Source organism: Pseudaminobacter soli (ex Zhang et al. 2022) (assembly GCF_014595955.1).
GTDB lineage: Bacteria > Pseudomonadota > Alphaproteobacteria > Rhizobiales > Rhizobiaceae > Kumtagia > Kumtagia pseudosoli.
Window position 1 is genome coordinate 129,909 of the sequence record NZ_JABVCF010000001.1, and the last position, 25,577, is coordinate 155,485.

General features: G+C 62.3%; 29 protein-coding genes and 1 pseudogene. 20 read left to right on the forward strand and 10 right to left on the reverse strand.

What is annotated here, in order from left to right:
• Positions 1-14 precede the first annotated feature (14 nt).
• From HUI96_RS00635 to HUI96_RS00645, 3 genes are all read left to right on the forward strand, one after another.
• Positions 15-734: a metallophosphoesterase family protein gene (locus tag HUI96_RS00635; protein WP_188253161.1), complete on the forward strand. Its 720-nt coding sequence runs from the start codon at positions 15-17 to the stop codon at positions 732-734.
• Positions 735-901: 167 nt separating this feature from the next.
• Positions 902-3,115: a phosphoribosylformylglycinamidine synthase subunit PurL gene (gene purL / locus HUI96_RS00640; RefSeq protein WP_188252698.1), complete on the forward strand. Its 2,214-nt coding sequence runs from the start codon at positions 902-904 to the stop codon at positions 3,113-3,115.
• A gap of 10 nt (positions 3,116-3,125) precedes the next feature.
• Positions 3,126-3,359 carry a BolA/IbaG family iron-sulfur metabolism protein gene (locus HUI96_RS00645; protein ID WP_188252699.1) on the forward strand — a complete coding sequence of 78 codons (234 nt, stop codon included), beginning with the start codon at positions 3,126-3,128 and terminating at the stop codon, positions 3,357-3,359.
• Positions 3,360-3,402: 43 nt separating this feature from the next.
• Here the strand turns inward: HUI96_RS00645 and HUI96_RS00650 are convergent, their stop codons facing one another.
• Together HUI96_RS00650 and HUI96_RS00655 are read right to left on the reverse strand one after the other, a co-directional pair.
• Positions 3,403-4,137, reverse strand: a complete 735-nt coding sequence (locus HUI96_RS00650) for a proteasome-type protease (RefSeq protein ID WP_188252700.1) — start codon at positions 4,135-4,137, stop codon at positions 3,403-3,405.
• A 165-nt stretch (positions 4,138-4,302) separates the two neighbouring features.
• Positions 4,303-4,653, reverse strand: coding sequence for a gamma-butyrobetaine hydroxylase-like domain-containing protein (locus tag HUI96_RS00655; RefSeq protein WP_188252701.1), 351 nt, complete (start codon positions 4,651-4,653; stop codon positions 4,303-4,305).
• Positions 4,654-4,841: 188 nt separating this feature from the next.
• Between HUI96_RS00655 and moaA the strand changes: the two genes are divergently transcribed.
• The 10 genes and pseudogenes from moaA (at position 4,842) to HUI96_RS00705 (ending at position 12,987) form a co-directional block, all read left to right on the forward strand.
• Entirely contained in the window at positions 4,842-5,831 is a 990-nt protein-coding gene (gene moaA, locus HUI96_RS00660) for a GTP 3',8-cyclase MoaA (RefSeq protein ID WP_237683920.1), read from the forward strand.
• Positions 5,832-5,997: 166 nt separating this feature from the next.
• Positions 5,998-6,357, forward strand: coding sequence for a hypothetical protein (locus HUI96_RS00665; protein WP_188252703.1), 360 nt, complete (start codon positions 5,998-6,000; stop codon positions 6,355-6,357).
• A gap of 147 nt (positions 6,358-6,504) precedes the next feature.
• Entirely contained in the window at positions 6,505-7,422 is a 918-nt protein-coding gene (locus HUI96_RS00670; protein ID WP_188253162.1) for a DMT family transporter, read from the forward strand.
• Positions 7,423-7,629: 207 nt separating this feature from the next.
• On the forward strand, positions 7,630-8,142 hold the full coding sequence (gene mobB, locus HUI96_RS00675; RefSeq protein WP_188252704.1) for a molybdopterin-guanine dinucleotide biosynthesis protein B: 513 nt from the start codon (positions 7,630-7,632) through the stop codon (positions 8,140-8,142).
• A 147-nt stretch (positions 8,143-8,289) separates the two neighbouring features.
• A complete protein-coding gene (locus HUI96_RS00680) occupies positions 8,290-9,078 on the forward strand; it encodes an ABC transporter substrate-binding protein (RefSeq protein ID WP_188252705.1) in 789 nt (262 codons plus the stop codon).
• A gap of 161 nt (positions 9,079-9,239) precedes the next feature.
• The gene (locus HUI96_RS00685) at positions 9,240-9,950 is read left to right on the forward strand and encodes an ABC transporter permease (protein ID WP_188252706.1); all 711 of its coding nucleotides are present in this window, start codon (positions 9,240-9,242) and stop codon (positions 9,948-9,950) included.
• Positions 9,950-10,774 carry an ABC transporter permease gene (locus HUI96_RS00690; protein ID WP_188252707.1) on the forward strand — a complete coding sequence of 275 codons (825 nt, stop codon included), beginning with the start codon at positions 9,950-9,952 and terminating at the stop codon, positions 10,772-10,774. Before HUI96_RS00685 ends, HUI96_RS00690 begins: the two co-directional genes overlap by 1 nt.
• Positions 10,775-10,820: 46 nt before the next feature.
• Positions 10,821-11,690: an NAD(P)-binding domain-containing protein gene (locus HUI96_RS00695; RefSeq protein WP_188252708.1), complete on the forward strand. Its 870-nt coding sequence runs from the start codon at positions 10,821-10,823 to the stop codon at positions 11,688-11,690.
• 6 nt (positions 11,691-11,696) lie between these two features.
• Positions 11,697-12,398: a DNA alkylation repair protein gene (locus tag HUI96_RS00700; RefSeq protein WP_188252709.1), complete on the forward strand. Its 702-nt coding sequence runs from the start codon at positions 11,697-11,699 to the stop codon at positions 12,396-12,398.
• Positions 12,399-12,550: 152 nt separating this feature from the next.
• A pseudogene (locus HUI96_RS00705) lies at positions 12,551-12,987 on the forward strand (VOC family protein).
• Between the two features lie 20 nt (positions 12,988-13,007).
• Here HUI96_RS00705 and HUI96_RS00710 read toward each other — a convergent pair.
• The 3 genes from HUI96_RS00710 to HUI96_RS00720 all read right to left on the reverse strand — a co-directional run bounded on the left by HUI96_RS00710 (position 13,008) and on the right by HUI96_RS00720 (position 14,832).
• Entirely contained in the window at positions 13,008-13,496 is a 489-nt protein-coding gene (locus HUI96_RS00710; protein WP_188252710.1) for an Lrp/AsnC family transcriptional regulator, read from the reverse strand.
• Positions 13,497-13,606: 110 nt separating this feature from the next.
• Positions 13,607-14,224, reverse strand: coding sequence for a uracil-DNA glycosylase family protein (locus HUI96_RS00715; protein ID WP_188252711.1), 618 nt, complete (start codon positions 14,222-14,224; stop codon positions 13,607-13,609).
• Complete coding sequence (locus tag HUI96_RS00720; protein WP_188252712.1) at positions 14,221-14,832, reverse strand: glutathione S-transferase; 612 nt, start codon at positions 14,830-14,832, stop codon at positions 14,221-14,223. Before HUI96_RS00720 ends, HUI96_RS00715 begins: the two co-directional genes overlap by 4 nt.
• A 197-nt stretch (positions 14,833-15,029) precedes the next feature.
• Here HUI96_RS00720 and HUI96_RS00725 point away from each other — a divergent pair, with 197 nt between their 5' ends.
• Positions 15,030-16,556: a sensor histidine kinase gene (locus HUI96_RS00725; protein WP_188252713.1), complete on the forward strand. Its 1,527-nt coding sequence runs from the start codon at positions 15,030-15,032 to the stop codon at positions 16,554-16,556.
• A gap of 148 nt (positions 16,557-16,704) precedes the next feature.
• The gene (locus HUI96_RS00730; RefSeq protein WP_188252714.1) at positions 16,705-17,880 is read left to right on the forward strand and encodes a hypothetical protein; all 1,176 of its coding nucleotides are present in this window, start codon (positions 16,705-16,707) and stop codon (positions 17,878-17,880) included.
• Between the two features lie 79 nt (positions 17,881-17,959).
• Here HUI96_RS00730 and HUI96_RS00735 read toward each other — a convergent pair whose 3' ends face one another.
• On the reverse strand, positions 17,960-18,961 hold the full coding sequence (locus HUI96_RS00735; protein ID WP_188252715.1) for a nicotinate-nucleotide--dimethylbenzimidazole phosphoribosyltransferase: 1,002 nt from the start codon (positions 18,959-18,961) through the stop codon (positions 17,960-17,962).
• 126 nt (positions 18,962-19,087) lie between these two features.
• Between HUI96_RS00735 and HUI96_RS00740 the strand changes: the two genes are divergently transcribed.
• Positions 19,088-19,312 (forward strand): DUF1289 domain-containing protein, encoded by a 225-nt coding sequence (locus HUI96_RS00740; protein ID WP_188253163.1) that lies wholly within the window; start codon positions 19,088-19,090, stop codon positions 19,310-19,312.
• Between the two features lie 6 nt (positions 19,313-19,318).
• Positions 19,319-20,020 carry a TIGR02281 family clan AA aspartic protease gene (locus HUI96_RS00745; protein WP_188252716.1) on the forward strand — a complete coding sequence of 234 codons (702 nt, stop codon included), beginning with the start codon at positions 19,319-19,321 and terminating at the stop codon, positions 20,018-20,020.
• Here the strand turns inward: HUI96_RS00745 and dusA are convergent, their stop codons facing one another.
• Together dusA and HUI96_RS00755 are read right to left on the reverse strand one after the other, a co-directional pair.
• Positions 20,021-21,025 (reverse strand): tRNA dihydrouridine(20/20a) synthase DusA, encoded by a 1,005-nt coding sequence (dusA, locus tag HUI96_RS00750; protein WP_188252717.1) that lies wholly within the window; start codon positions 21,023-21,025, stop codon positions 20,021-20,023.
• A gap of 384 nt (positions 21,026-21,409) precedes the next feature.
• Positions 21,410-21,619, reverse strand: a complete 210-nt coding sequence (locus tag HUI96_RS00755; protein WP_210319983.1) for a hypothetical protein — start codon at positions 21,617-21,619, stop codon at positions 21,410-21,412.
• A 48-nt stretch (positions 21,620-21,667) separates the two neighbouring features.
• On the opposite strand from HUI96_RS00755, the gene HUI96_RS00760 reads away from it, so the two are divergent.
• Positions 21,668-21,949, forward strand: a complete 282-nt coding sequence (locus tag HUI96_RS00760) for a hypothetical protein (RefSeq protein WP_188252718.1) — start codon at positions 21,668-21,670, stop codon at positions 21,947-21,949.
• A 38-nt stretch (positions 21,950-21,987) separates the two neighbouring features.
• On the opposite strand, the gene HUI96_RS00765 is transcribed toward HUI96_RS00760, so the two are convergent.
• Positions 21,988-22,476, reverse strand: a complete 489-nt coding sequence (locus tag HUI96_RS00765; protein ID WP_188252719.1) for a RidA family protein — start codon at positions 22,474-22,476, stop codon at positions 21,988-21,990.
• A 166-nt stretch (positions 22,477-22,642) separates the two neighbouring features.
• Here HUI96_RS00765 and HUI96_RS00770 point away from each other — a divergent pair, with 166 nt between their 5' ends.
• Positions 22,643-23,338 carry a TetR/AcrR family transcriptional regulator gene (locus tag HUI96_RS00770; RefSeq protein ID WP_188252720.1) on the forward strand — a complete coding sequence of 232 codons (696 nt, stop codon included), beginning with the start codon at positions 22,643-22,645 and terminating at the stop codon, positions 23,336-23,338.
• Positions 23,339-23,475: 137 nt separating this feature from the next.
• On the opposite strand, the gene HUI96_RS00775 is transcribed toward HUI96_RS00770, so the two are convergent.
• Positions 23,476-24,171, reverse strand: coding sequence for an FMN-dependent NADH-azoreductase (locus HUI96_RS00775; RefSeq protein ID WP_188252721.1), 696 nt, complete (start codon positions 24,169-24,171; stop codon positions 23,476-23,478).
• A 169-nt stretch (positions 24,172-24,340) separates the two neighbouring features.
• Between HUI96_RS00775 and HUI96_RS29245 the strand changes: the two genes are divergently transcribed.
• The gene (locus HUI96_RS29245; RefSeq protein WP_273032213.1) at positions 24,341-25,198 is read left to right on the forward strand and encodes a LysR substrate-binding domain-containing protein; all 858 of its coding nucleotides are present in this window, start codon (positions 24,341-24,343) and stop codon (positions 25,196-25,198) included.
• Positions 25,199-25,577: the final 379 nt, after the last annotated feature.

Genomic DNA, 25,577 nt, shown 5'->3' on the forward strand with positions numbered 1-25,577 from the left:
GCGCGGGCTTAATGATGGCTGACCAGAAGACACTCAAGATCGCCGCGATCGGCGATATCCATGTGAAGGAGAATCGCGAGGCGACGCTGCACGATCTCTTTACCGAGATTTCCAAGGCAGCTGACGTATTGGTCATCACTGGGGATCTGACGGATCTCGGCAAGGTTCGCGAAGCCGAACTCCTGGCCGAGGACCTGCGCGCCTGCGCCATCCCGGTCGTAGGCGTCCTCGGCAACCATGACTACGAAAGCGACTGCGCGGAGGAAGTCGGAAACATCCTCCGCCAGGCCGGCATGACCCTGCTCGAGGGCCAGTCGACAGAGATCGACGGCGTCGGGTTCGTCGGCGTGAAAGGTTTTATTGGCGGCTTCGGGCGGCGCATGCTCGGCTCGTTCGGCGAGCCCACGATCAAGGCGCTAGTAGGAGAAACTGTGAACGAGGCCATCCGCCTGGAGAACGCGATGCGTCGCGTGCGCACGGAACGCACCCTTGTGGTGCTGCACTACGCGCCGATCGTCGACACTGTCGCCGGAGAGCCGCCGGAGATCTTCCCCTTCCTGGGCTCGTCCCGGCTCGCCGAGACGATAGACCGTTTTCGGGTGAGTGCCGTCGTGCATGGTCATGCGCATCGCGGCGCTTATGAGGGGCGCACGCCGGGCGGCGCACCGGTCTACAACGTCGCCGCACACATCGAGAAACCGACCGGCCGGCCTTACGCGCTGCTCGAAATCTGAGTTTGGCGTATTCTGGCCATTTGGAACTCCCGAAGGGAACCCGCGGGCCGCTAACGGTCGGGGCTGTCGCCCGCCCATCCCCTTTTATTGTTCCCCTCGGGGTGCCAAATGAGAGGGGCTTGCGATAAGACACCGCCGATCCCTCCATCACAGCGCCACCGATCCCGATGACAATCAGCAATTCCGTTCCGATCACGCCGGACCTCATTGCGGCCCATGGCCTCAAGCCCGACGAGTATCAGCGCATCCTTGATCTGATCGGCCGCGAGCCGACCTATACGGAACTCGGCATCTTCTCGGCGATGTGGAACGAGCACTGCTCGTACAAGTCTTCGAAGAAATGGCTGCGCACGCTGCCGACGACTGGCTCGCAGGTGATCCAGGGGCCGGGCGAAAACGCCGGTGTGGTCGACATCGGCGACGGCCAGTGCGTCGTCTTCAAAATGGAGAGCCACAACCACCCCTCCTACATCGAACCCTACCAGGGTGCGGCGACGGGCGTGGGCGGCATTCTGCGCGACGTCTTCACCATGGGCGCACGGCCGATTGCGGCGATGAACGCGCTGCGCTTCGGCGAGCCCGATCACCCGAAGACCAGGCATCTCGTGGCCGGCGTCGTTTCCGGGATAGGCGGCTACGGCAACGCGTTCGGCGTGCCGACCGTCGGCGGCGAGGTCAATTTCGACGCGCGCTACAACGGCAACTGCCTCGTCAACGCATTCGCGGCCGGACTGGCCGAAAGCGATGGCATCTTCTACTCGAAGGCCTCGGGCGTCGGCCTGCCCGTGGTCTATCTCGGCGCCAAGACTGGTCGCGATGGCGTCGGCGGTGCGACGATGGCCTCGGCCGAGTTCGACGATGAAATTGAGGAGAAGCGGCCCACCGTCCAGGTCGGGGATCCCTTCACCGAAAAGTGCCTGCTCGAGGCCTGCCTCGAACTAATGAAAACCGGCGCTGTGATCGCGATCCAAGACATGGGCGCGGCCGGCCTCACCTGCTCGGCGGTCGAGATGGGCGCCAAGGGCGATCTCGGCATCGAACTCGATCTCGACACGGTGCCGGTGCGCGAGGAGCGCATGAGCGCCTACGAGATGATGCTGTCGGAGAGCCAGGAGCGCATGCTCATGGTGCTCAGGCCCGAGAAGGAGGAAGAAGCCGAAGCGATCTTCCGCAAATGGGGGCTCGACTTCGCCATCGTCGGCCGCACCACCGATGACCTGCGATTCCGCGTGCTGCACGAGGGCGAGGAAGTCGCCAACCTGCCGATCAAGGAGCTTGGTGACGAGGCGCCGGAATACGACCGCCCCTGGATAGAGCCATCGAAGCCGGCGCCGCTCGCGTCTGGCGATATCCCGCAAGCCGACATTGCCGACGCGCTGCTCAAAATGCTCGGCGGGCCGGATCTCTCCAGCCGGCGCTGGGTGTGGGAGCAGTACGATACGCTGATCGGGGCCAATAGCCTGCAGATCCCCGGCGGCGACGCTGGCGTCGTCCGCGTCGATGGCCACCCAACCAAGGCGCTCGCCTTCACTTCCGACGTGACACCGCGCTATTGTGAGGCAAATCCTTTCGAAGGCGGCAAGCAGGCCGTGGCTGAATGCTGGCGCAACCTGACGGCGGTCGGAGCCGAACCGCTGGCCGCAACCGACAATCTCAACTTCGGCAACCCCGAACGACCCGAGATCATGGGCCAGTTGGTCAAGGCGATCCAGGGGATCGGCGAGGCCTGCCGCGCGCTCGCCTTCCCGATCGTCTCCGGCAATGTCTCGCTCTACAACGAGACCAACGGCCGAGGTATCCTGCCGACGCCGACGATCGGCGGCGTGGGGCTCATCCGCGACTGGTCGAAGATGGCCCGCATCCGCTTCGCCGCCGCGGGGGAGGTCATCCTGCTGATCGGCGCCCCGGCTGGCTGGGGATCGCACCTCGGGCAGTCGATCTATCTGCGCGACATCCACGGCCGCAGCGACGGTCCTCCTCCGCCGGTCGATCTGGCGCACGAGAAAGCGGTCGGCGACTTTGTCCGGGCACTGATCACGAAAGGCCAGGCGACCGCCGTCCACGACCTTTCCGATGGTGGGCTCGCCGTGGCCCTCGCGGAGATGGCGATGGCGTCCGGCATCGGTGCCGAATGCGAACTCCCCTCCTCCGCCGATCCGATTGCTGTCTGGTTCGGCGAGGACCAGGGTCGCTATCTCGTCACCGCTGCCCACGGAGCAGTCCGGGCTATCCTCGAAAAAGCCGCGCAGCACGGCGTCGCGGCTGCCACCGTTGGTCGCACGGGCGGCTTCGAATTGAAACTGGCGGGGGCTCGTGCGATACCGGTTTCAGAATTGAAGCAGGCCCACGAGGCTTGGTTTCCGAACTTCATGGGCGAGTAAGAGGCGGTACATGGCTATGGACGCGCGCGATATCGAGCGCATGATCAAGGAAGGCATTCCGGATGCCAAGGTGACGATCCGCGATCTCGCCGGCGACGGCGACCATTACGCCGCCGAAGTCGTGGCGGAGAGTTTTCGCGGCAAAAGCCGGGTGCAGCAGCACCAAATGGTCTACAACGCCCTCAAGGGCAACATGGGCGGCGTGTTGCACGCGCTTGCCCTGCAGACCAGCGTGCCGGACTGACGACGCTTTCTGAGGGCGTGGAGCAGGCGCCCTGCTTCATGCCCTATTCCTCAGGAAAATCCGGCAGACTCTTGAAGGCGTTCCTCAGGGCATCCGACCAACTATCTGATATTGCCCTGTAATAGGGGTCCTCATATTCGATCCGCTTCTCTAGCCGGACCTTGAAGCTGTCCCGCTCATAAAAGAGAAGATCGAGCGGCAGCCCAACCGAAAGATTGGACTTCAGCGTAGAGTCGAATGACACCATCAGCAGCTTGACGGCCTCCGAAAAGCTCATCGCGCGGTCGTAGGTCCTGACGATGATCGGCTTGCCGTACTTCGTCTCGCCAATCTGAAAGAATGGCGTGTCCTCGGTGGACTCAATGAAATTGCCTTCCGGATAGATCATGAACAGCCGCGGTACCGAGCCGCGGATCTGGCCGCCCAGGATGAAGGAGGCGTTGAAGAAGGAATCCGCACGCTCTCCGCCCGGGGCGGACATATGAATGACCTTCTTGAGCGTGTCCCCGACGAGCCGCGCGGTTTGGTACATGGAGGGCGTTTCCAAGACCGCAGGCTTGTGTTCCTCCATCACCTTGTCGCGGCCGTTCAGCAAGCTGACGACGTTCTGGGTCGTGGCCAGATTGCCCGCCGCCATCAGCACAATGACGCGCTCGCCCGGGCGCTCCCACACGTGCATCTTGCGGAAGCTCGAGATGGAATCCATTCCGGCATTGGTGCGCGTGTCCGACATGAACACCAGGCCGCGATCGATCTTGAGGCCGACACAGTAGGTCAATTCGCTTCCCTTCCTGTCTGCACTGACCGACCTTACTGCTCTACCGTGACCGCCATCGCAAGCGACTCTGTCGCCGCATCTCAGATCCGGATAGGCGAAACCGGCATGGCTTTCCGATCGTCGCGCCCGGACTGCAAGACCGGGTTTGCGCCTCGACAGTGCTCTCTAGCCCCGCGAAAGCCCCCTTTCTTCCAACTCGGCCAGGTAGTCGGCCCACCTCTCCTCCTTCTCGTGCCCGAGCGTGTGCAGATATTGCCACGTGAAGATGCCGGTGTCGTGGAGGTCATCGAAGCTGATGCGAACGGCATAGTTGCCGATCGGCTCGACCTTCAGGATCGCTACGTTGCGCTTGCCCGGTACGGTGACCCGCTGCTCAGGCGAGTGCCCCTGCACCTCGGCCGAAGGCGACAGCACCCGCAGCAATTCCGCCGTCAATTCGAACCTTTCGTGGCCAGGAAATGTCACGGTCAGCAGCTTGCGGTCCTTGGAGACCCGGAGTTCGGTCGGCGCGGTCATGGCAAATCCTCCAGATTGGCCCTGCGTTACGCTGATTTGGACGAGAGAGGAAGCGCCGCGCCGTTGCACCAGGCTCTGCCTCGGTGCTACATCTTGAACGGACCGGTCACCTTTACGACATGTCCTCAGATCCGCGGCACCAGCGATCGGAACGCATCTTGGATGAAATCGCCCTCCGCACTCCGGAAATGATTGACCCGTTCGGGCGCGCCATCACCTATCTGCGCGTCTCGGTGACGGACCGCTGCGATTTCCGCTGCACCTATTGCATGGCGGAAGACATGACCTTCCTGCCCAAGAAGGACCTGCTGTCGCTCGAGGAACTCGACCGGCTAACAACGGTCTTCATCGAGAAGGGCGTTCGAAAACTGCGTTTGACCGGTGGCGAACCTCTGGTACGCAAGAACATCATGCACCTGGTGCGGCAGATCTCGCGCCACCTCGCCTCCGGTGCGCTGGACGAACTGACGCTGACCACGAACGGCTCGCAACTGGCGCGCTACGCGGCGGAACTCGCCGATTGCGGCGTCAAGCGCATCAATGTCTCCCTAGATACGCTCGATGCCGAAAAATTCCGGGCGATCACTCGCTGGGGTAATCTCGACCGCGTCATGGCCGGCATCGATGCGGCCCAGGCAGCCGGGCTGCACGTCAAGCTCAATGCGGTCGCGCTGAAGGATTTCAACGATAAGGAAATACCCGAACTGCTGCGCGTTGCCCATGGACGCGGCATGGACCTGACCGTAATCGAGACCATGCCCATGGGCGAGATCGATGCCGACCGCACGGACCAGTATCTGCCGCTGTCGCTGCTGCGCGCCGACCTGGAGCGCCAGTTCACTTTGACAGATATCCCCTTCAAGACCGGGGGACCGGCCCGCTATGTCGAGGTGAAGGAGACCGGCGGCAAGCTCGGCTTCATCACGCCAATGACCCACAATTTCTGCGAGAGCTGCAATCGGGTCAGGATCACCTGCACCGGCACGCTCTACATGTGCCTCGGCCAGGAGGACGCAGCCGATCTCAGGACACCGCTGCGCGCCTCGGAAGGCAATGAGCGTCTTTCGGCAGCCATTGATGAGGCGATCGGGCGCAAGCCGAAGGGCCATGACTTCGTCATCGACCGGCGCACCAAGCGGCCCTCGGTCGCTCGCCACATGAGCGTCACCGGCGGCTGACGCGCTCCCGCACGACCCGCGGATAAACCCTCCCCTGCCCCTGAATTCGCGCGGACAGGAGAAGGAGAAAAGCCGGCCCTCCATTTCACGCACGTTCGATTTATCGGCAGGCCGGCTTCCGCTACGGTCGCGGCGTGCCGATTCGGCACGCATTGGGGGATAATCAATGTTCAAAACACTTTTGGCGTCGGCTCTGGCCGGCGGACTTTTCATTGCGCCTGCTGCAGCGCAGTCGATCGGCGGCAGCTACTCCGTGGCAGGCACCAACCTGGATGGCTCGACCTACTCCGGCGAGGCCGAGATCACGTTGCTCAGCGACACCACCTGTTCCATCGAATGGAAGACCGGAGAAACCACTTCGGACGGCATTTGCTCGCGCAACGACAACGCTTTCGCGGCTGCCTACGTACTGCAAGACGACTTCGGCCTGGTTGTGTACAAAGTCATGCCCGATGGCTCGCTGCACGGGCTGTGGACCATCGCCGGAAAGGATGGCAACGGCACGGAAGTGCTGACACCCCAATAGCTTCTCTCCCCGAAGTGGAGAGAGCATTTACGCAACCATCGCATCAAACGGATACGACACTCGGCGATTGGCCCATCGCATTGCCATTGCAGTCATGTCCTTGAGTGGCTAAGGCGGCCCCGTATCTTCATGAACTACGGGCTTATCTTGGCGCTCTCCCCAAATCTCGCCGGCGCTCTCTTCATGTGCATCTCCATGGCGGGCTTCACGGTCAACGACGCGATCGTGAAGTACATTTCCGCGGAGATGAACATGGCCCAGGTCATGCTGGTGCGCGGCGCGTTCGGCACCCTCCTGATCGGCGTGCTGGCCTGGCGGCAGGCAACTTTGCATGCACTGCCGCATATTTTCCATCCCATGGTCCTGCTGCGGGCTTCCGGAGAGTTGGGCGCGACGATCTTCTTTCTCGTCGCGCTGGCACACCTTCCGATAGCCAACGTGTCAGCCGTGTTGCAGGCCCTGCCGCTCGCCGTAACCATGGGTGCGGCGCTGGTCTTGTCAGAGCCCGTGGGCTGGCGCCGCTGGTTGGCAATCGTCGTCGGCTTCATCGGCGTTATGGTGGTCGTCAAACCCGGCCTCGACGGCTTCAGTGTCTATTCGGTCGCGGCGCTTGGCAGCGTTGTATGCGCGATGATCCGCGATCTGGCCACGCGGTCGCTCCCTCAGAAGGTCCCGACCTTGCTCGTGTCGATGATGACGTCCCTGATGGTCACGGTCGCAGGCGCCGTCCTGGTCGCGCCGATGGGAGGCTGGACCCCGATGACGGCAGGCAGCACCGGCGCGCTCGCTGCGGCAGCCTGCCTGCTGCTGGTCGGATATCAATTCATCATCCACGCCATGCGCACCGGTCAGATCTCATTCATAGCGCCATTCCGCTACACCTCCCTTCTGTGGGCGATCCTGCTGGGATTTCTGGTCTTCGGCGACGTCCCTGACCTGGCGATGATCACGGGAGCCTCGATCATCGTGGCTTCGGGGCTTTATATGCTGTATCGCGAGCGCGTAGTCGGCAAGCGCACTGCGGCGGCCGGCACCTCGCCGGCGATGGTGCCAGACGGGCTGTGAACTGCGCCGGCCGCGGGACGCGCGCAAGGGCTAAAACCTCGAAGAGATGAGCGCTCAAGGAAATATAGCCGGTTTGATCCTCTGCCGCGGCCGCTCAGTGAAGTTTCCGCTCCTCGGGAGCGGCAGCCCGCAAGTCGATCCGTTCTTCAACACCCATGCGCCCGAGGATCTCGCCTCGGCGCGGCGTTTCGTAGGGGCCCTGGAAGCGTGACACAGAGGATATTCGGCATCACCGGATGGAAGAATTCGGGGAAGACGACGCTCACCGAAGGTCTGGTCTCCGAACTCACTCGCCGCGGCTGGAAGGTGTCCACCGTCAAGCACGCGCACCATGAGTTCGACATTGATGTTCCGGGGACCGACAGTTTCCGCCATCGCGCGGCCGGCGCGACGGAAGTCGCGATCGTTTCCGGACGCCGCTGGGCGTTGATGCACGAACTTCGGGACGAAGCCGAACCCACGCTGGACGCGGTTCTGAAGAAGCTTTCGCCCTGCGACCTCGTTCTGGTGGAAGGCTACAAGCGCGAGGGCCACAGGAAGATCGAGGCACGGAGGATCGAGGCGAAAAGTCGTGAGCCCCTCGCCGCCTCCGATCCCAACATCGTTGCCATAGCGGCCGATCACCCGATCGAGAATGCTGGCCTCCCCCGGTTCGACCTCGACGATATCCCGGCCATTGCCGATTTTATCGAGGCGACGGTCGGGCTCGAGCCGAAATGATGTCTCCAAAGGTGCATTGCCGCGCCTGACGGGCGGTTTTCCGATTGCTTTTGGCAGAAACAATGGGATTATTTTGCTAGCGCGCGCCGCAGCGCCGCACCGGCTTCCCATCGGGGGAAGGAGCCGGTCCAGAACAGAGAGGAACACATGCGTATCACCAAGCGGATCGCCCTTGCGATATCGGCCATCGCCTTTGCCGCGAGCATCGGCGCGGCCGGCGCACAGGAACAGGTAGTTAGGATCGGCACCGAAGGAGCCTACCCGCCCTTCAACAACCTGACGGCTGACGGAAAGCTCGAGGGCTTCGACATCGACATCGCCAACGCGCTTTGCGAGGAGATGAAGGTCAAGTGCGAATTCGTCACGCAGGACTGGGACGGCATGATCCCGGCGCTGCAGGCTGGCAAATTCGACGCGATCATCGCCTCGATGTCGATCACCGACGAGCGCAAGAAGAAGGTCGACTTCACCAACAAGTACTACAACACCCCGCCTGCGATCGTGGCGCCCAAGGACACGGACATCAAGGGCGTGACCAAGGAGGACCTGGCGGGCAAGACGCTCGGCGTCGCCACCTCGACTACGCACTACAACTACTCCGAGAAGACCTACACCGACAGCGAGATCAAGGGATATCCTTCGAGCCAGGAGTTCCTGCTCGATTTGGCGAACGGACGTCTCGATGCGGCCAATGACGACATCTCGGTCATCGAGGAATGGCTGAAGACGCCGGATGGTCAGTGCTGCAAGATCGTCGGCGCCGTGAAACCCGTGCCGGAGATCCATGGTCCGGGCGCAGGCATTGCGATCAGGAAGGGCGAGACCGAACTCGCCGACAAGTTCAACGCAGCGATCGATGCGATCCGGAAGAACGGGAAGTACAAGCAGATCAACGACAAGTACTTCACGTACGACGTCTACGGCGGCGAGTCCTGAGCAGCCACGAAGGCGGGCGCCGATCCAGGCGTCCGCCTGATTGCATGGGTCTCAACGTGGCGCGGGCCGCCGGGACAGGCGGCCGCGATACCATGTTGCCACAGATGACGCCCTGGCATAATCCCACTACAGCCGGTCTCGAATAGGAGCAGACTCGACTTATGCCGAGCAAGTGGACGCTGCTGAGTTGGGGACCGGAGGGGTGGCTCGACGACATCTTCCAGGGCGTGTTCATCACCGTTTCGCTGGCCGCCGCCACACTTCCACTCGGCCTTGCGATCGGCTTCTTCGTGGCTTTGGCCAAGAAGTCGGAAGAGCCTTCGCTGAAGCTTGCAGGTGATATCTACACCACCATCTTCCGTGGCTTGCCGGAGCTTCTGACGCTCTTCCTCGTCTATTACGGCGCTCAGATCGGGCTGCAGAACGTCATCCGCCTGTTCCGGCCCGAGGCGAGTGTCGAGGTCAACAGCTTTGTCTCGGGCATGGTTGCGCTAGGCGTGGTCTTCTCCTCCTACGCCAGCGAGGTCTTCCTCTCCGCCTTCCGCGCGATCCCGCGCGGCCAATATGAGGGCGGCTATTCGATCGGGCTGAGCCGCGGTCAGACCATGCGGCTGGTGATCATGCCCCAGCTTATCCGTGTCGCGCTGCCCGGTCTCGCCAATCTCTGGCTTATCCTGCTGAAGGATACGGCGCTGGTATCGGCCATAGGCCTTTCCGACATCTTGAGGCAAAGCGGCATCGCGGCGCGGGTTACCAGGGAAGCCTTCCTCTTCTTCGGCGTGGCCAGCCTGCTCTATCTCGTGCTCGCGATCATCTCGTCGGTCGGCATCCGGGCAGTAGAGCGCGCTGTCAGCCAAAGCGAGGCACGCTGATGACCATGGCTCAATCGGCAGTCGCCGAAGCGCCGCCTCCTCCGGTTCGCCGCTGGACCCGGCAGCGGATTGTCGGACACGCACTCGTGGGCCTCTGGGCGTTGGCCGGGCTCGGACTGGTCTATTTTCTCATTTCGGGGTGGAACCCGCCGTTGTTCGAGCGGTGGGCGCCGGCCTATCTGTCCGGCCTGGGGGTGACGCTCAAACTCGTCCTCATTTCGAGCGTAGTGGGCGCGCTGCTTTCCTTGCCGGTCGCCTACGCGCGCATGTCGCGAAACCGCTTTCTGTCCGCGCTAGCCTACGGATACGTCTATTTCTTCCGCGGAACGCCGCTGCTGGCGCAGACCTTCCTGATCTACTATGGGCTGGGATCGTTCCGGCCACAGTTGCAGGCAGTTGGGCTCTGGGATTTTTTTCGCGAAGGATTCAATTGCGCGGTCCTCGCCTTCTCGCTGAACACGGCAGCCTACCAAGCGGAGATCCTGCGCGGGGCCATCCAGAGCGTGCCGCGCGGCCAGTGGGAGGCCGGAGCCGCCCTCGGCCTGCATAGGCTGCAGATCCTCCGCAAGATCATCCTGCCGCAGGCGCTGATCGTGGCGCTCAGGCCTTACGGCAACGAAATCATCCTGATGATCAAAGCCTCCGCCATCGTTGCGCTGGTGACCGTCCTCGACCTGATGGGCCAGACGCGGCTCGCCTTCTCGCGGAGCTTCGACTACCAGACCTATATCTGGGCCGCGCTGATCTATCTTGCGCTGGTGGAATCGTTGCGGCATGGCGTCGAGTGGATCGAGCGCCGCATCACGCGCCATCTGATACGCTGATCTGGCGTTCTCTGCACCAGAGTCGGAAAGGGAAGGAGATAGGGTAGTGGCTTCCGTTGCATTCATTGGTCTTGGCGTCATGGGCTACCCAATGGCGGGGCACCTGAAGAAGAAGGGCGGCCACGACGTCACCGTCTACAACCGGACCACGGCCAAGGCCGAGAAGTGGGCCGCAGAGTTCGGCGGCTCTTGGGCGAAGACCCCTAAGGGAGCCGCGGAGGGAAAAGACTTCGTGTTCTCCTGCGTCGGCAATGACGACGATCTCAGGCAAGTGACGATCGGTCCGGACGGTGCGTTCCACGCCATGAAGAAAGGCGCGATCTTTATCGACAACACTACCGCCTCCGCCGAGGTGGCACGCGAACTCGCCGAAAGGGCGGATGAAGCCGGCTTCGGCTTCCTCGACGCCCCGGTCTCCGGCGGCCAGGCTGGTGCCGAGAATGGCGTGCTGACTGTGATGATCGGTGGCTCGCAGGAACATTTCGACCGCGCGAAGCCTGTCATCGACGCTTTTGCGCGGATGGTGGGCCTGATGGGGCCGGCCGGCTCCGGGCAACTCACCAAGATGATCAACCAGATCTGCATCGCGGGCCTCGTGCAGGGCCTGGCGGAAGGCATTCACTTCGGCAAGAAGGCCGGGCTCGACATCGAAAAGGTGATTGAGGTGATCTCGAAGGGCGCTGCAGGCTCCTGGCAGATGGAGAACCGGCACAAGACCATGAACGCCGGCAAGTACGACTTCGGCTTCGCCGTCGACTGGATGCGCAAGGACCTCGGCATCTGCCTCGAAGAGGCCGACCGCAACGGCGCGAAACTCCCGGTCACGGCACTGGTCGACCAGTTCTACAAGGACGTGCAGCAGATGGGCGGCCGGCGCTGGGACACCTCATCACTTCTCGCGAGGTTGGAGAAGTAACGTTTGATGCCGCTCTCGCCGGCATCGACCCCGGACGAGATCGTTGACCATTTGCGTTCGCTCGGATCGGTGGAAAACCGCGCCTGCATGGCGCGGTGCCGCATCAGCACCGAACGGGCGCTCGGCATCTCAAATGCTGCTCTCCGCCCGATCGGCAAGCTGCTCGGCCAGGACCACGACCGGGCGTTGGCGCTGTGGGCGACGGGCATTCGCGAAGCGCGCCTGCTCGCCATTTTCACGGACAAGCCCAAACAGGTGATGCGGGCGCAGGCTGATGCAATGGCGGCCGGCTTTGACAGTTGGGAGGTCGTCGACCACGCAGCCCACCTCTTCTGTGCGGCGGGGCTGGCGCATCAGATCATCCCTGCCTTTGCCGCGGACGAGCGCGAATTCGTGCGCCGCACTGCCTTCTCTATGATTGCCACCGCGTGCTTGCATCTGAAGAAGGAGCCCGACCCCACTTTCCTCGGCTGGCTCGGCCTGATCGAGGCACATGCGACAGACGGCAGGAATTTCGTCAAGAAGGCTGTCAACTGGGCGCTCCGTCAGACGGGGAAACGGTCCGTCGTCCTGCACGCGCCTGCATTTGGGCTTGCGCAAAAGCTCGCTACATCGCCCGACCGGATCGCGCGTTGGATAGGAACCGACGCGGTCCGCGAACTATCGGCCCCCAGAACACTCGAACGCCTAGAGGCCCGGCGGCGCTGATCAGAGCATGATCCCGAGAAGTTGCAGCATTTCGGATAAGATCATGCGGCAAAAACGATACAGCAGCGGATCGGTTCCGAATGCCGCCGGTGTTCGAGGCACCTCAAGCGTCAATTGTTAGACTATGCGAAACACCCTTGGAGATTGGAGAAATGGCGCTCAAGCGAATGGATAACGTAGGAATCGTCGTCGAAGACCTTGGAGGCGCGATTGATTTCTTTAGCGAACTCGGCCTCGAGCTCGAAGGGCGGGCCACGATCGAAGGAGAATGGGCCAGACGTGTCACTGGACTGGGCGATCAGCGTGTCGAGATTGCCATGATGCGCACACCGGACGGCCACAGCCGGCTCGAGCTCTCCCGCTTCCTCGCGCCGCCTGTCGTCGCAGATCACCGGAACGCCCCGGTCAACGCCTTAGGCTACCTCCGCGTCATGTTCGCTGTGGATGACATCGATGAGACGCTTGAAAGGCTCCGCACGCGCGGCTCGCAGCTCGTAGGCGAAGTAGTCCAGTATAAAGACGCGTATCGGCTCTGCTACATCCGCGGGCCTGAGGGCTTCTCATCGGACTCGCCCAAGAACTCAACTGAGCGTCATTGTCAAACGGACTCTAAGCAGTCGCCGCACTTTCCTTATCGAGCACCATGTAGTCGAGCGGCAGCTCCGTCGTGTACTTGATCTGCTCCATCGCGAAGGCCGAGGACACGTCGCGGATTTCGATCTTGGCGATCAGCCGCTTGTAGAAGGCATCATAGGCAGCGATGTCGGGCACCACCACGCGCAGCAGGTAATCCACGTCGCCGCTCATTCGATAGAACTCGATCACCTCGGGGAATTCCTGGATCACCTCCGAGAACCGCCGAAGCCATTCGTGGCTGTGCGAATTAGTGCGGATCGACACGAAGACAGTGACCCGCGTATTGATCTTGACCGGGTCGAGGATTGCGACGCGCTTGCGGATCACGCCCTCCTCCTCCAGCTTCTGGATGCGCCGCCAGCAAGGAGTGGTCGAGAGCCCGACCTTCTTCGCGACATCTGCCACCGCAAGCGTTGAATCTTCCTGCAGCAGGCGAAGGATTTTCCGATCGAGGCGGTCCATAAGATACTCCGGAGAAAAATATTCCGGAGAACCTATCATTCAGGGAACCTACTACAAGCTAGAAACTTTGCGCCGCGGCGCAGTTGCGCAGAATCGCATTCCTTAATGGATCAACAAAGCCGAAGCGCGATTTCGGCTTTCAGACGCGGGAGCAAATCCGCCTCGAACCAGGGATTGCGCTTCAACCAGCCGGTATTGCGCCAAGACGGATGCGGGAGCGGGACAATCTTGACGCCCTCGCCTGCTTCGAGGATCTCGCGCCAGCGCATCACCGTCTCGGTGAGCGACCCCGCTCGCCGGCTTCCGAGATGCCAGGCCTGGGCGTGCTGCCCGATCGCCAGCACGAGGTCCACCTGCGGCATCAAATCGACCAGGGTTTTGCGCCACGCGGGGGCGCACTCCCGCCTCGGCGGTAGATCGGCACCGCGCGCGTCCTGTCCGGGGAAGCAGAAGCCCATCGCCGCAATCGCGAAATTTCGCGGATCATAGAACTGGTACCGGCTCACGCCCAGCCAGTCGCGAAGACGGTCGCCGGAGGCGTCGTCGAAAGAAATCCCGCTAGCATGAACCTTAGTGCCCGGCGCCTGTCCGGCAATAAGGATGCGCGCCGTGCGCGAGGGTGCCACCACGGGGCGCGGCTCGTGCGGCAGCGCGCGTCCGACCGGAGTGTCCGCACAGATGCGGCAGGCCCGGATCCGGGCTGCCAGGCGTTCGAGTTCGTCGCTCACGCCGAGGCGCTCGGCCGCGCCTTCAGGGCCGCGTGCCAGCGTCCGAGATTGAGCAGTTCGTCGGGAATGGCGATCCGCGCCGGCTTGCAGAAATCGAGCGCGATCATGCCAGTGATATCCGCGATGCTGAAGTCGTCGCCCGCAGCGAATTTGCTCGAGGCGAGATGCTCGTCCAGGACTCGCATGAACTCGACCGCCTTCGGCCGGTTGATCTCGCCCCACTCGGGAAGTTGCGGCACCTCCCAGCCCTTCATGGCTGGGTGGGTATGCCGGAAGGCGAAGGAGACGGGCAGGAAAAGGTTGAGCTCGATCCGCCTTTGCCACATCTCGACCTTCGCCTTGCCGAGAGCGCCCGTTCCGAAAAGGGCCGGCTCCGGCTGCAGTTCCTCGAAATAGCGGCAGACCGCTACGGACTCGGTGAGGACGGTACCGTCGTCCAGTTCGAGCACGGGAAGGCGCTGCAAGGGGTTGCGCGCGGTGATCTCTTCGCTCTTGTGGCCGAGCGCACCCATGTCGACCGGCACGAGAGGCACCTCGATGCCCTTTTCGGCGAGAAAGACGCGCACCCGGCGCGGATTGGGCGCCCGGCCACCGTCATAGAGTTTCATCGGAACCTCCTGTGCTGCCGTCCCGCCTTCATATAGCCAGTTCAGCTCTGTCCTACCAAGCGTGGGCAGAGAGACCTGCCTCAAGGAATTCCGCCAAGTAGGTGAACGGAATGCGCCCAAAACCCCGCTTGACCAAGAGTCCATTAATCATTGCCGACTAGCGTTCTAGTTGAACCCAGCCGCAGATTGACATCGGAATGCCGGCCACATTCAGCCAATTGGCAGACAAGAACATTGTGGATCGGCGCAAACCTCATCGCAACACGGAGGTAGCGCAGACGGTCCGGCGTGCGCGCGACCGGCTCGCCCAGCAACCTGGCAGCATCGGCTACGACCGGGAACTGCTGAAGCTCCACGCCACCTCGATCATTTCGGCGGCGACCGCAATCCCGCTTCTCGTCTGTCTGATCGCCCTTGGCGGGGTGCTCGCCGGGATGAGCGTGACGATCGCGCTATGGGCCGCCCTGACGGTCACCTGCTATGCCGGCCTCGTGCTCGTCGCCAAACGCGCAGAAAAGACACCGGTCGACAAACTGGACGTCTCCCGCACGACCCATGCCTTCCTGATAGGCCATTTCGCCGCGGGCCTGGGCTGGGCATATCTTGCCGCGCTGCGATGCGACGAGTGCAGTGTCGAGCAGTTCCCGGTTCTCAAGGCGGTGCTGCTCCTGCTGGCGATGGCGGCCAGCGCGCTCATCGCGGCATCGTTGCGCGGGGCGCTGGTGGCCACCTTCGCACTCCCGATAGCAGTCTATGCCGCGTTCGGGGCCAACCTGCTGCAGCCCGTCGAAGCTACGATGGCGGCGCTGCTCGTGATCGCCCTGCCCTTCTTCTATTACATTTCCAGCCACATCCACCGCTCGTCGTTGATGCTTCTGTCCTTCCGCACCGAGAAGGACGCGCTGATTGCCGAACTTGAGACGGCGAAGTCGATGTCGGACGAGGCCCGCCGCCGGGCCGAGGAGGCGAACCTTGCCAAGTCGCGCTTCCTCGCCTCGATGAGCCACGAACTGCGCACGCCGCTTAACGCCATCCTCGGCTTCTCGGAGGTGATGGGCAATGAAGTGCTCGGACCGATGAGCAACACGACCTATCGCGACTACGCGCACGACATCCATTCCTCGGGCCAACATCTGCTTCAACTGATCAATGAGATCCTCGACCTGTCGCGCATCGAAGCCGGCCGCTACCAACTCAACGTCGAGCCGCTGTCGCTGGTGCACGTGGTCGAGGATTGCTGCCACATGATGACGCTGCGGGCCCGCAGCAAGGATCTCAGCATCATCGAGGAGTTCGAACAGGGCATGCCGCGGCTGCTCGCCGACGAGCGGGCGGTGCGGCAGATCGCCCTCAATCTCCTGTCCAACGCAGTCAAGTTCACCTCGCAGGCCGGAGAGGTCCGCGTACGGGTCGGCTGGACCGTTGGCGGAGGACAGTACCTGTCGATCAAGGACAACGGTCCGGGAATCGCCGAGGACGAGATTCCGGTAATTCTTTCCGCCTTCGGTCAGGGCTCCATCGCCATCAAGAGCGCCGAACAGGGAACCGGACTGGGCCTGCCCATCGTCCAGGGCTTGATCTCGCTTCATGGCGGAAGCTTCGACATAAGATCCAAGCTGCGCGAGGGAACTGAAGTGATCGTGACCTTCCCCGCCTCGCGCGTCTTGGAGCAGTTGCCGGCTCTGCCGACGTCGGAAGTGGTGGCGACCGGGCGGAGACGGTAGGCCGAGTTCAAGTTCAGTACTATGACGATAGTTGATCCGATTCCCCAACCCACAGATCGCCGCATACCTCTTTTCTAGTTGACATAGTTTCACGTCCACTTTTGGCTTATATCCATAGTGATACGCCAGAAGGGGGAGGCTTAGAGCATTGCTCGACCAGCTTGATCAACTAATTCGCGAGAGCCATCTAGACCAGCGCACACTCGCCCTATTGAGCTATGAGCTACATTGGGCGTCGCGAAACGACTGCGCTGGAACCGTGAACCTCATTAAGCAGCATCTTGGTGGACAAAGGGGTTCTTTAACGCCCGCGGGTCAGCGCCTAGCGCTGCAACTTCTTGACACGACCTGGAGAGGCGCACGCAATGACCCTCGGCGCCGAGAAGCAGTAGCAGCCGAGCGTGATTGGCTAGCAAACCGATTTGGCGAACTGCCTGCGGTTCTTCTCTACCGCGGAGCAGAGGCCATGCTTTCCGGTCAGCGTGCCGATGCTTTTGCGTTCTATATGCAAGCGGCAAACGAGGCGGGAGAGAGCGGACTTTCACGAATGTACGTAGGTGCATATTCTGTACGCAGCACCGATGTGCGTGACTGGACGGAAGGGGGGCCAAAAAAGCCAATAGGATGTCAAAAGCAGATCTCATGGCTTTGTAAGCCACTCGAGAAGGGAAAAATATGTGTCCTTGTTGCTGCTGATGACGCGTATTTCCAGAAATTCGGAAGGCTCCTATACGAAAATTTGCGGAGTTTGGACCGATCTAGCCAAATTCACTTTCACATCATCAATTGGTCGGACGACTGCCTGAGAGTTTTGCCCGGCAACGACCGTCGCCTTTCGATTTCCCATGAGATATATCGATATGTCCGGGACTACACCTATTTCGCGGCTGCAAGGTTCTTTCGTGCCCTTGAGATCATGAATCACCTGAATGTGCCGCTGTATATCACCGACATTGACAACAAGTTTCGAGCCTCGGCCTCAGACATATTCGAAGAACTCCGGGACCACGATGCGGGCTTTCGGTTTCAGGAGAATGGTTATTGGTTCCCGTGGTGGGGGCCGTCGGCCGGGAACACTTGGCTGAACTACAACGCTGAAGGGATGATTGCTGCCGAATGGCTTCGCGACTATGTCGGCTCTCGCTTCGTCGTAAACAAGCCTGCTCGAACTTGGTGGTTTGACCAACTCGCATTGAACGAAATTCAGAACCATGCCCGCAACTGCGGATATAGAATCGCTGACCTCGGTCAGCCACATCTGGCTGTATCAGTGGCACGTCCTCGCTCAGAGATAACTGATCTAAAGAGTAAGAGACGGGCATAGGCGGACGTACCTATTGCCCGCCATGGCCAAGCATCCGCTACTTCTCAGTCGCTCTGCCAGACGAGCGCTTAGTCAGTAGCTAAGTCGTGACCGGTCGCCATTCCGCTAGCGTTGTCGCGACCGAAGCCGCCGCCTTGACGATCCCGGCCGCGAGTGCCGCCGCCGTACCGTCTCCTGACGCGATTGCCACGCCGAGCAGCGGCGACAGACCCAATCTCGAAACAGCATCCGCAGTGCCGGGATCCACCGGCCGCTGCGCCACCATGCAATGGCTGACCGCGTCGGGGTTTACACCCCGCAGGACAGCCGCGGCGGCGATTGCTGCTGCTCCGTCGAGGATCACCGGAATGTGCTCTGTGCGCGCCGCGATGATGGCGCCCGCAATCGCCGCGAATTCGCGCCCGCCCAGCCGGCGCAGCACCTCCAGCGGATCGCCAAGCTGACCACGATGCGTGCTCAGCGCCCGGTCGACGATCTCGGCCTTGCGCGCAATCATTGCGACGTCAGTTCCCGAACCGGGTCCGACCCAGTCCTTCCCCGTCCCGCCGAAGAGCGCAGCGAACATGGCGGCCGCGACCGTCGAACTGCCGACGCCGAAATGGCCGATGCAGAGAAGATCCGTCCCGCCTGCCACCGCCTCCATGCCGAAGGCGATCGTGGCGGCGCAGCCGCGCTCATCCAAGGCAGCGTCGGTGGTAATGTCGGCCGTCGGCAGGTGCAGCGCCAGATCGAAGACCTTCAGGCCGATGTCGTAGGCGAGGCACACGCCGTTGATCGGCGCGCCGCCCGCCGCGCACAACTCGACCGCTCGCGCCGTCTCCTCGACCGCTCTTGGGGAAACTCCGTGCGTGGCCACTCCATGATTGCCGGCGAAGATCGCGGCGAGTGGCCGGCGCACGGCAGGAGCGCGCCCACTCCATCGTGCGAGCCACACTGCGATCTCCTCCAGACGGCCGAGGCTCCCGGACTGGCGCTTGGCCGCCGAAAAGATGGCGGCCACGTTCCCGGCCGCGACCTCGTCGCCGGCCGGCAAGGCCCGGAGCAGGCCGCGTATGTCGTCAAAGGGAAGTCCTGAAACCATGGCATATACTCGGGCAAATCATTGTCCCCGGATTAGCCGTTGAGCCGGCATGGCACAATATCGCGCCCTTGCATCGGCCCTCCGCCTGTCCCATGTGCAGGGAACAAAGGATATCGGCCTGCCGTGATCGAATCTCCCTGCATCCTCGTCTGCTCGATCGACCAGAAGACCGGCTATTGCTTCGGCTGCGGCCGCACGAGCGTCGAGATCGGCGCGTGGCTCACCATGACGCCGGAACAGCGGCGCGACGTGATGGCGGATCTTCCTGGTAGGCTGGAGACTGTCGAACGCCGCCCGCGCCGCGAGACGCGCCGCGCGCGTATGGCGCGTGAGCGCGATCAATCGGAGTAGACCGGCATGGGTCGACTGGCCTTGGTACTGCTCATCATCGGCGGCGGGCTCGCGATCCTGTTCTACAACCACTCGGGCGGTAGTTCCTTTGGCCTGCGCAATGACGACTTCGCGGACCTCGTTTATTTGACAGCGTGGCTCGCCGTGCTGGGTTCGGGACTGCTGCTTACCCGACGCAGCCTCACCGGGTCGCTGCGCGCGCTGGCCATATGGCTGGCGATCCTTGCCGCTCTTGTTGCGGGCTATCAGTACCGATATGAGATGCAGGACGTGCTGTCCCGCATGTCCGCCGGACTGGTGCCCCCGAGCCCGCTTGCCCGGTTCGATGAGGAAGGCCGCGCGACCGTGATGATGGAGAAGCGGCCAAGCGGCCATTTCGAGATCCGCGGCGCGGTCGACGGGGTGCCTGTCCATTTCGTGGTCGATACCGGTGCGACGCGGACGGTGCTGACCGAGGACGACGCGCACCGGGCCGGCTTCGACGTCAACGGACTATCCTTCACCATACCCGTATCCACGGCCAACGGCACGGCGCTTGCGGCCAGCGCGCGGGCCAAGGAAATCATCATTGGCGATATCGTCCGCCGCAATCAGACCGTGCTTGTGGCCGCCGATGGCAGTCTGGGGCAGAGCCTGCTCGGGATGAACTTCATCTCAAGCCTGTCGGGTTTCGACATGCGCGGAGATCGCCTGATCCTGCGGGACTGATCAGGCGGCTTTTCGCGACAGTTCCGCGTCGACGGCGGCGAACGCCTCTCGGAGAACCTCCGACCCGGCGCCAGGCCGGCTGGCCTCGGTGGAAAGGATCTGCCGGAACCGGCGAGCACCCGCTTCGCCGTGGAACAGCCCGACCATGTGCCTCGCGATGTGGGACAGGCGCCCTCCCCGCGCGATATGGCGGTCGGCATAGGCGCACATCATTTCCAGAAGCTCGGCCGGCCGGATCGGCTCGTCGGTCGAGCCGAGCAGCCCGTCCGCTCCAAGCAGCACTGCCGGCGTATGATAGGCGGCGCGGCCGAGCATGGCGCCGTCGACATGGCGGAGGTGTTCCTCGGCCTCGGCGAGCGACTGGATCCCGCCATTGATGCCGATGTATTTTTCAGGCAGCCGCTGCTTCAGCCGGTAGACGCGCCCATAATCGAGCGGCGGAATCTCCCGGTTCTCGCGCGGGCTGAGGCCCTGCAGCCAGGCCTTTCGCGCATGCACCCAGAGCGCGTCTGCGCCCTCGGCGAAAACCGCGTCGGCGAGCGCATCGAGAGCCGGTTCGGGATCCTGATCGTCGACGCCGATGCGGCACTTCACCGTGACCGGCACCTTCACCGCACCCTTCATGGCCTTTACGCACTCGGCGACGAGGCCCGGCGCAAGCATCAGGCAGGCACCGAACGTACCCGACTGCACGCGGTCGGAGGGACAGCCGCAGTTGAGATTGATCTCGTCATAGCCGAACGCCTCGCCGATCCGCGCGGCTTCGGCGAGTTTGGCCGGATCCGAGCCGCCGAGTTGCAAGGCGACCGGATGCTCGACCGGATCGAAACCGAGAAGCCGGTCGCGATCGCCGTGCATCGCAGCATCGGCCACGATCATCTCGGTGTAAAGCAGCGCCCGCTGGGTCAACTGGCGGTGGAAAAACCGGCAATGCCGGTCCGTCCAGTCCATCATCGGCGCGACGGCTAAAATAGGGGTCTTGTAGATCAAGGGTTTCGGCTGCATCCCTCAGTTTTCCGCTATTTTCAAGCTGCCCGTTTCCGCACGTCTCTTGCCGTTTCCGCCCGCTACAAATGTAGCAATCACATTGAGGCTTGTAGCAATCCAATGGGCTCGATATCGGCGCAAAAAAAGCGCGAACGGAAAGACGGCACGCTATACAACTCGAATACGGCTGAGGATAGAAGGGCAGCCAGCCTTCCCTCTCGGAACCCCATCTTCAATGGCAGCAATCACCCGGCCGCGAAGGTCGGCGCTGGTCGCGTCCCTTCAGGTGGTGTAGTTCAGCGGTATGGGCGTCAAGCCCGGACAACGATGGCTCCCCGGATGGACGCCAGGCGCTTCCGCCCTGGCCCAACTTTAGCGGACGTTCTTACGCGATCGACGACGTCACTTCGTCTTGTCGATCAGCACTGACCAGGCTGCCAGTGCAGCGCGGGCGATCGCTTCGAGGTCCTTGCGCGTGGCGCCGTCACGCGCCTGAATCGACATGCCTTGTTGAACCGTGACGTAGTACCTCGCAATGGCGGCAACATCGGCATCCGGCGAAACCTCGTGCTCGGCGACGCCGCGCCGCAAGCGCCGTTCGAGACCCGCCACCCCCTGCCCTCGCATCCATCGCGAAGCGGTTGGCGGCGGACGGCGCCGATGTTGCCATCGGGAAAGCTGGACGAGTTTCTCGAAACGCAGATCGCCGAGGCTGGGCACCTGGGCGATGCCACCCGCGCGATGGGCTGGCTGGGGAACCGCATCCACCGCGCCCGGGACGGCCGGACGGCCGTCATCGTCACGGCCTTTGCATCCGAGGCGGCACGGAAGCGATGGGCCGAGAGCCAACTCTTCGCCGATCACCTCATCCGCATCGAGCCCCTTCTGGAGCGGGTCGAATCCAACGCCTTCGACTTGGTCTTCGCGAGCGGGAGCTTCTAGCTCCGGTTCGAATCGGAATGGCCGGGTGGGCCGCCCCGCTAGTCGAGTACGGTCACGGCCTCCACTTCAAACAGCATGCCGTCGACCGCCAGTTTGGGCACGGGGACCAAAGTCTGCGCCGGCAGCGCCTCGCCGAACATTTCCTTTACGCTCTCGGTCAAAACCCCAAGCTTGGACATGTCGTGATCGACCACGAAGACCGTGAGCTTGGCGACCTGATCCGGCTTTGCACCGAGCCCATTGAGGGCTGCGCGCAGGTTTGCGTAGGCCTGCTTGACCTGGACGGCGAAGTCGGGCGACAGGCCACCCGTGCTGTCCTGGCCGCCCTGTCCTGAAATGTAGGCAACCTTGGCTCCGCCGGGCACGATCACCGCCGTGCTGTAGCCATTCGGCGTCGGGTCGAAGAGGTTTGGTGGATTGACGATGGTCAGCTTGAGATCATTCTCATTCGCTGCCGTCGCAGTGGGAACTCCCAGTGTCATGATGATTAGTGCTCCGATAGGCAGATGCTTGAGTGCGCGTGACAAGTTTTTCTCTTAGTTCTGAGCACTGCGGGCAACGTACCCTCGCGGCCCGCAGGATTGAACTTTAGCCGATCCATACCATGACTCGTACGGTGTACTAGTCATGGTATGGATCGACATTCGTCGCGTTGCCGACCAAAATCGACTTTCTGACCAGCGAGGAAGACGGATGGCAGCCAAACGTAGCGGCGCCCGGAGCAAACGGTCTCAAGGGATAAGTGTGTCGCCACAGTCCGTGCAGGAGCCGCGCAGTGAACTGCCTCTTTCTCTGCAACGTATCGTGGCGACCGCGGTAGAACTGCTGGACGCCGAAGGAGTCGACGGATTGACGATGCGTAAGCTGGCAGATCGTGTCGGCTCGGGCGCGATGAGTCTTTATTGGCATGTCGACAACAAGGAGGCGGTCTTTGATCTGGCGCTCGACTCGGTGCTCGAATATCGGGGACCGCCGCAAATAGTTGAGTCCCCGGACTGGCGCGGCGAAGTCGTTCATATGCTCGAAGACTGGCGCGCCAGCATGCTGCGCCATCCTTGGTCGGCATCGCTGTTGCCGCGCCGGGCGCTCGGCCCGAACATCCTCTGTCGCTTGGAACTGCTGAGCAAGACCTTGTCCAAGGCCGGTGTAGCGGACCCAGACCTGAACGTCGCGATATGGTCGCTCTGGAACTATGTGATGGGCGCCACCGTCACCCGGGCGAGCTTCGACATCTCGGACGACGACAGGGCCGCCGCGCAGCAGCGCCTCACACGTCTCGGCGAACGCTACCCGACAATCGAACGCTCTCGTCTGCTATTGGATAACGACTGGGATGGTGCTTTCCGGAAAGGCCTCGACTTCCTGCTCGATGGCCTCGCCCCGAGATGAGGCTGAACGAAAACTAGAAGGCTCCGTAGCATGACTGCGGGGCCTTCTTTGTCGCCGCGGCACGGAGCCGACCGACTCTCGTCAGAGACCAGGAAGTGGTTCGGGCGCGCCATGCGGGAACATTGCTAGCGTCGAGTTCATGCGACCGCCGGAAGAGAACCAAACGCCACTCCTTCCGGCTGTGAAGACGCCAATTGCAGAGCGATTTCACGAGTCTTGATCTCAGCGATCGCCGCAGACTCTTGGTGCCGGGCATCTTTGAACTCTTGATACTCGATGGTCACTGTCTGGATGTCGCTTGCCGCCACCCCGAAGTAGTGGGCACAGGCTGCGATGGCCGGGTCCAGGGCATTCATATGCGAGCGTACGCCCCCGGCCTGAAAGCCGAACTCCCCGCGCGATGAAAGCACCACCAGCTTCTTGCCAGAAAGGATCGGTTCGATAGGGAAGTCGCCGCGGGACAGATCGAAGGAAAAGGTCCGTCCGATTCGGGCGATGTGATCTACCCACCCCTTCAGCGCTGCGGGCATGCCATAATTGTACATCGGCACGCCGAGAACGAGGATGTCAGCCGTTTCAACTTCATCGACTAGCTGGTCCGACAGGATCAGACGCTCATGCATCCAGTCTTCCCGAACTTCCGGAGGCGTGAAGGCAGCATGGATGAAGCGATGATCGATTGGCGGGACAGGGGAGTGTCCGATGTCGCGGACGATTGTTTCGGTGCCCGGGGCCGCCTTCAAAAACTCGTCCATAAACAAGCCGGTAAGCTTCCGCGTTAGGGACCGGTCGTCCAACTGAGCGCTGGCATCGATGCGCAGCAAAGTCGCCATATTTCTCTCCTCTTGCACCGCAATGAAAGAACCTGTTCGGGCAGTGGCTATCAGCGGGCTAATCTCTTGGCCAAAGCGAATATCTCAGACATAAGATGAATGAGATTCATCTTGATCTCGCGTTCCCGCCCTGGAGGTGTCCTTGCGCCGATTGCCTCCTCTCCATGCATTGCGCGCTTTCGAAGCTGCCGCGCGGCACCTTCACTTTGCGAACGCCGCCGACGAGTTGGGACTGACGCCGACCGCGATCAGCCATCAGGTCCGGCAACTCGAGGAGTTTCTCGGCGTCGAGCTGTTTCGTCGTCATCCACGCCCGGTGAGTCTCTCGCCGGCGGGTGAGCGGCTCTTTCCGGTCATACGCGACTCCCTTGACCGGATCGCAGGCGCGATCGAACAGCTTTCCGCCGATCAGGAGGAAGAACCACTGAGAATTTCGGTGACAATGGCGTTCGCGAGCCGATGGCTCATGGCCCGACTGCCGCTCTTGTGCGAACAGGCCCAACTGAACGTCACGGTCGAGGCGGAAGATCGCGTCACGGACCTCCATGCGTCGGGCATCGATATCGCCATTCGCTATGCGGAGCACCCAGGCGTGGAAGCGGAGTGGCACCGTCTGTTTTCAGAGCGGATCATTCCCGTCTGCAATCCCGGACTGTTACCGGACGGATCCCGGCTTTCGGTGGAGCAGATCCTGAAACTGCCACTGATTCACTATCGATGGAAATCCGCGTCCAGAAGCGCTCCAAGCTGGGAGCGCTGGCTGGCGCATGCCGGCGCGGACGGTGCGCGGAGACCTGCCGTCCAGTCCTTTTCTGAGGAGATTCACGCCATCGACGCGGCCGCAGCAGGCCAGGGCGCCGTGCTCGCCTCCGAGCGTCTGGTCGAAGACCTCCTGAGCAAAGGCGTACTGACGCAGATCTCCACCATTTCACTGCCCGGTCTTACCTACTGGGCGGTTTTCCTGCCCAGCCATCCCCGGAAAGACGCTCTACACCGCCTGGTCAGTTGGCTGAAACAGCAGCACTGAGACGAGGCTCCCTGGGCATGCGCTCGAGCAGCCCGTCCAGGGAGCGCATGCTCGCCATGCACCGCGAGGTCGTTTTGAACCCCTGGCATGAGCGTATATCCAGCCCGATGCGTCGAAACGCATCGGACTTCGTCGTGAGCCGCTACCCGCTGGGCACAACCAGATGTCGGAGGCGGCATGTCCCGGACCCGCCACGATCGAGAAGCCGCGATGTGAGGGCTGCGCCGAGGATCGACGCGACCACGAACAGCGTCATGCTCCAGGCAGAGCTCGAGCCCGCCGATGTCCTCGACGACCGACGGCAGAATCGTGGTGACGATATAGATATTGAGCGCGTGCAGCATCACACCTCCTGCGAGGACGATGGAGAAGACGGCGC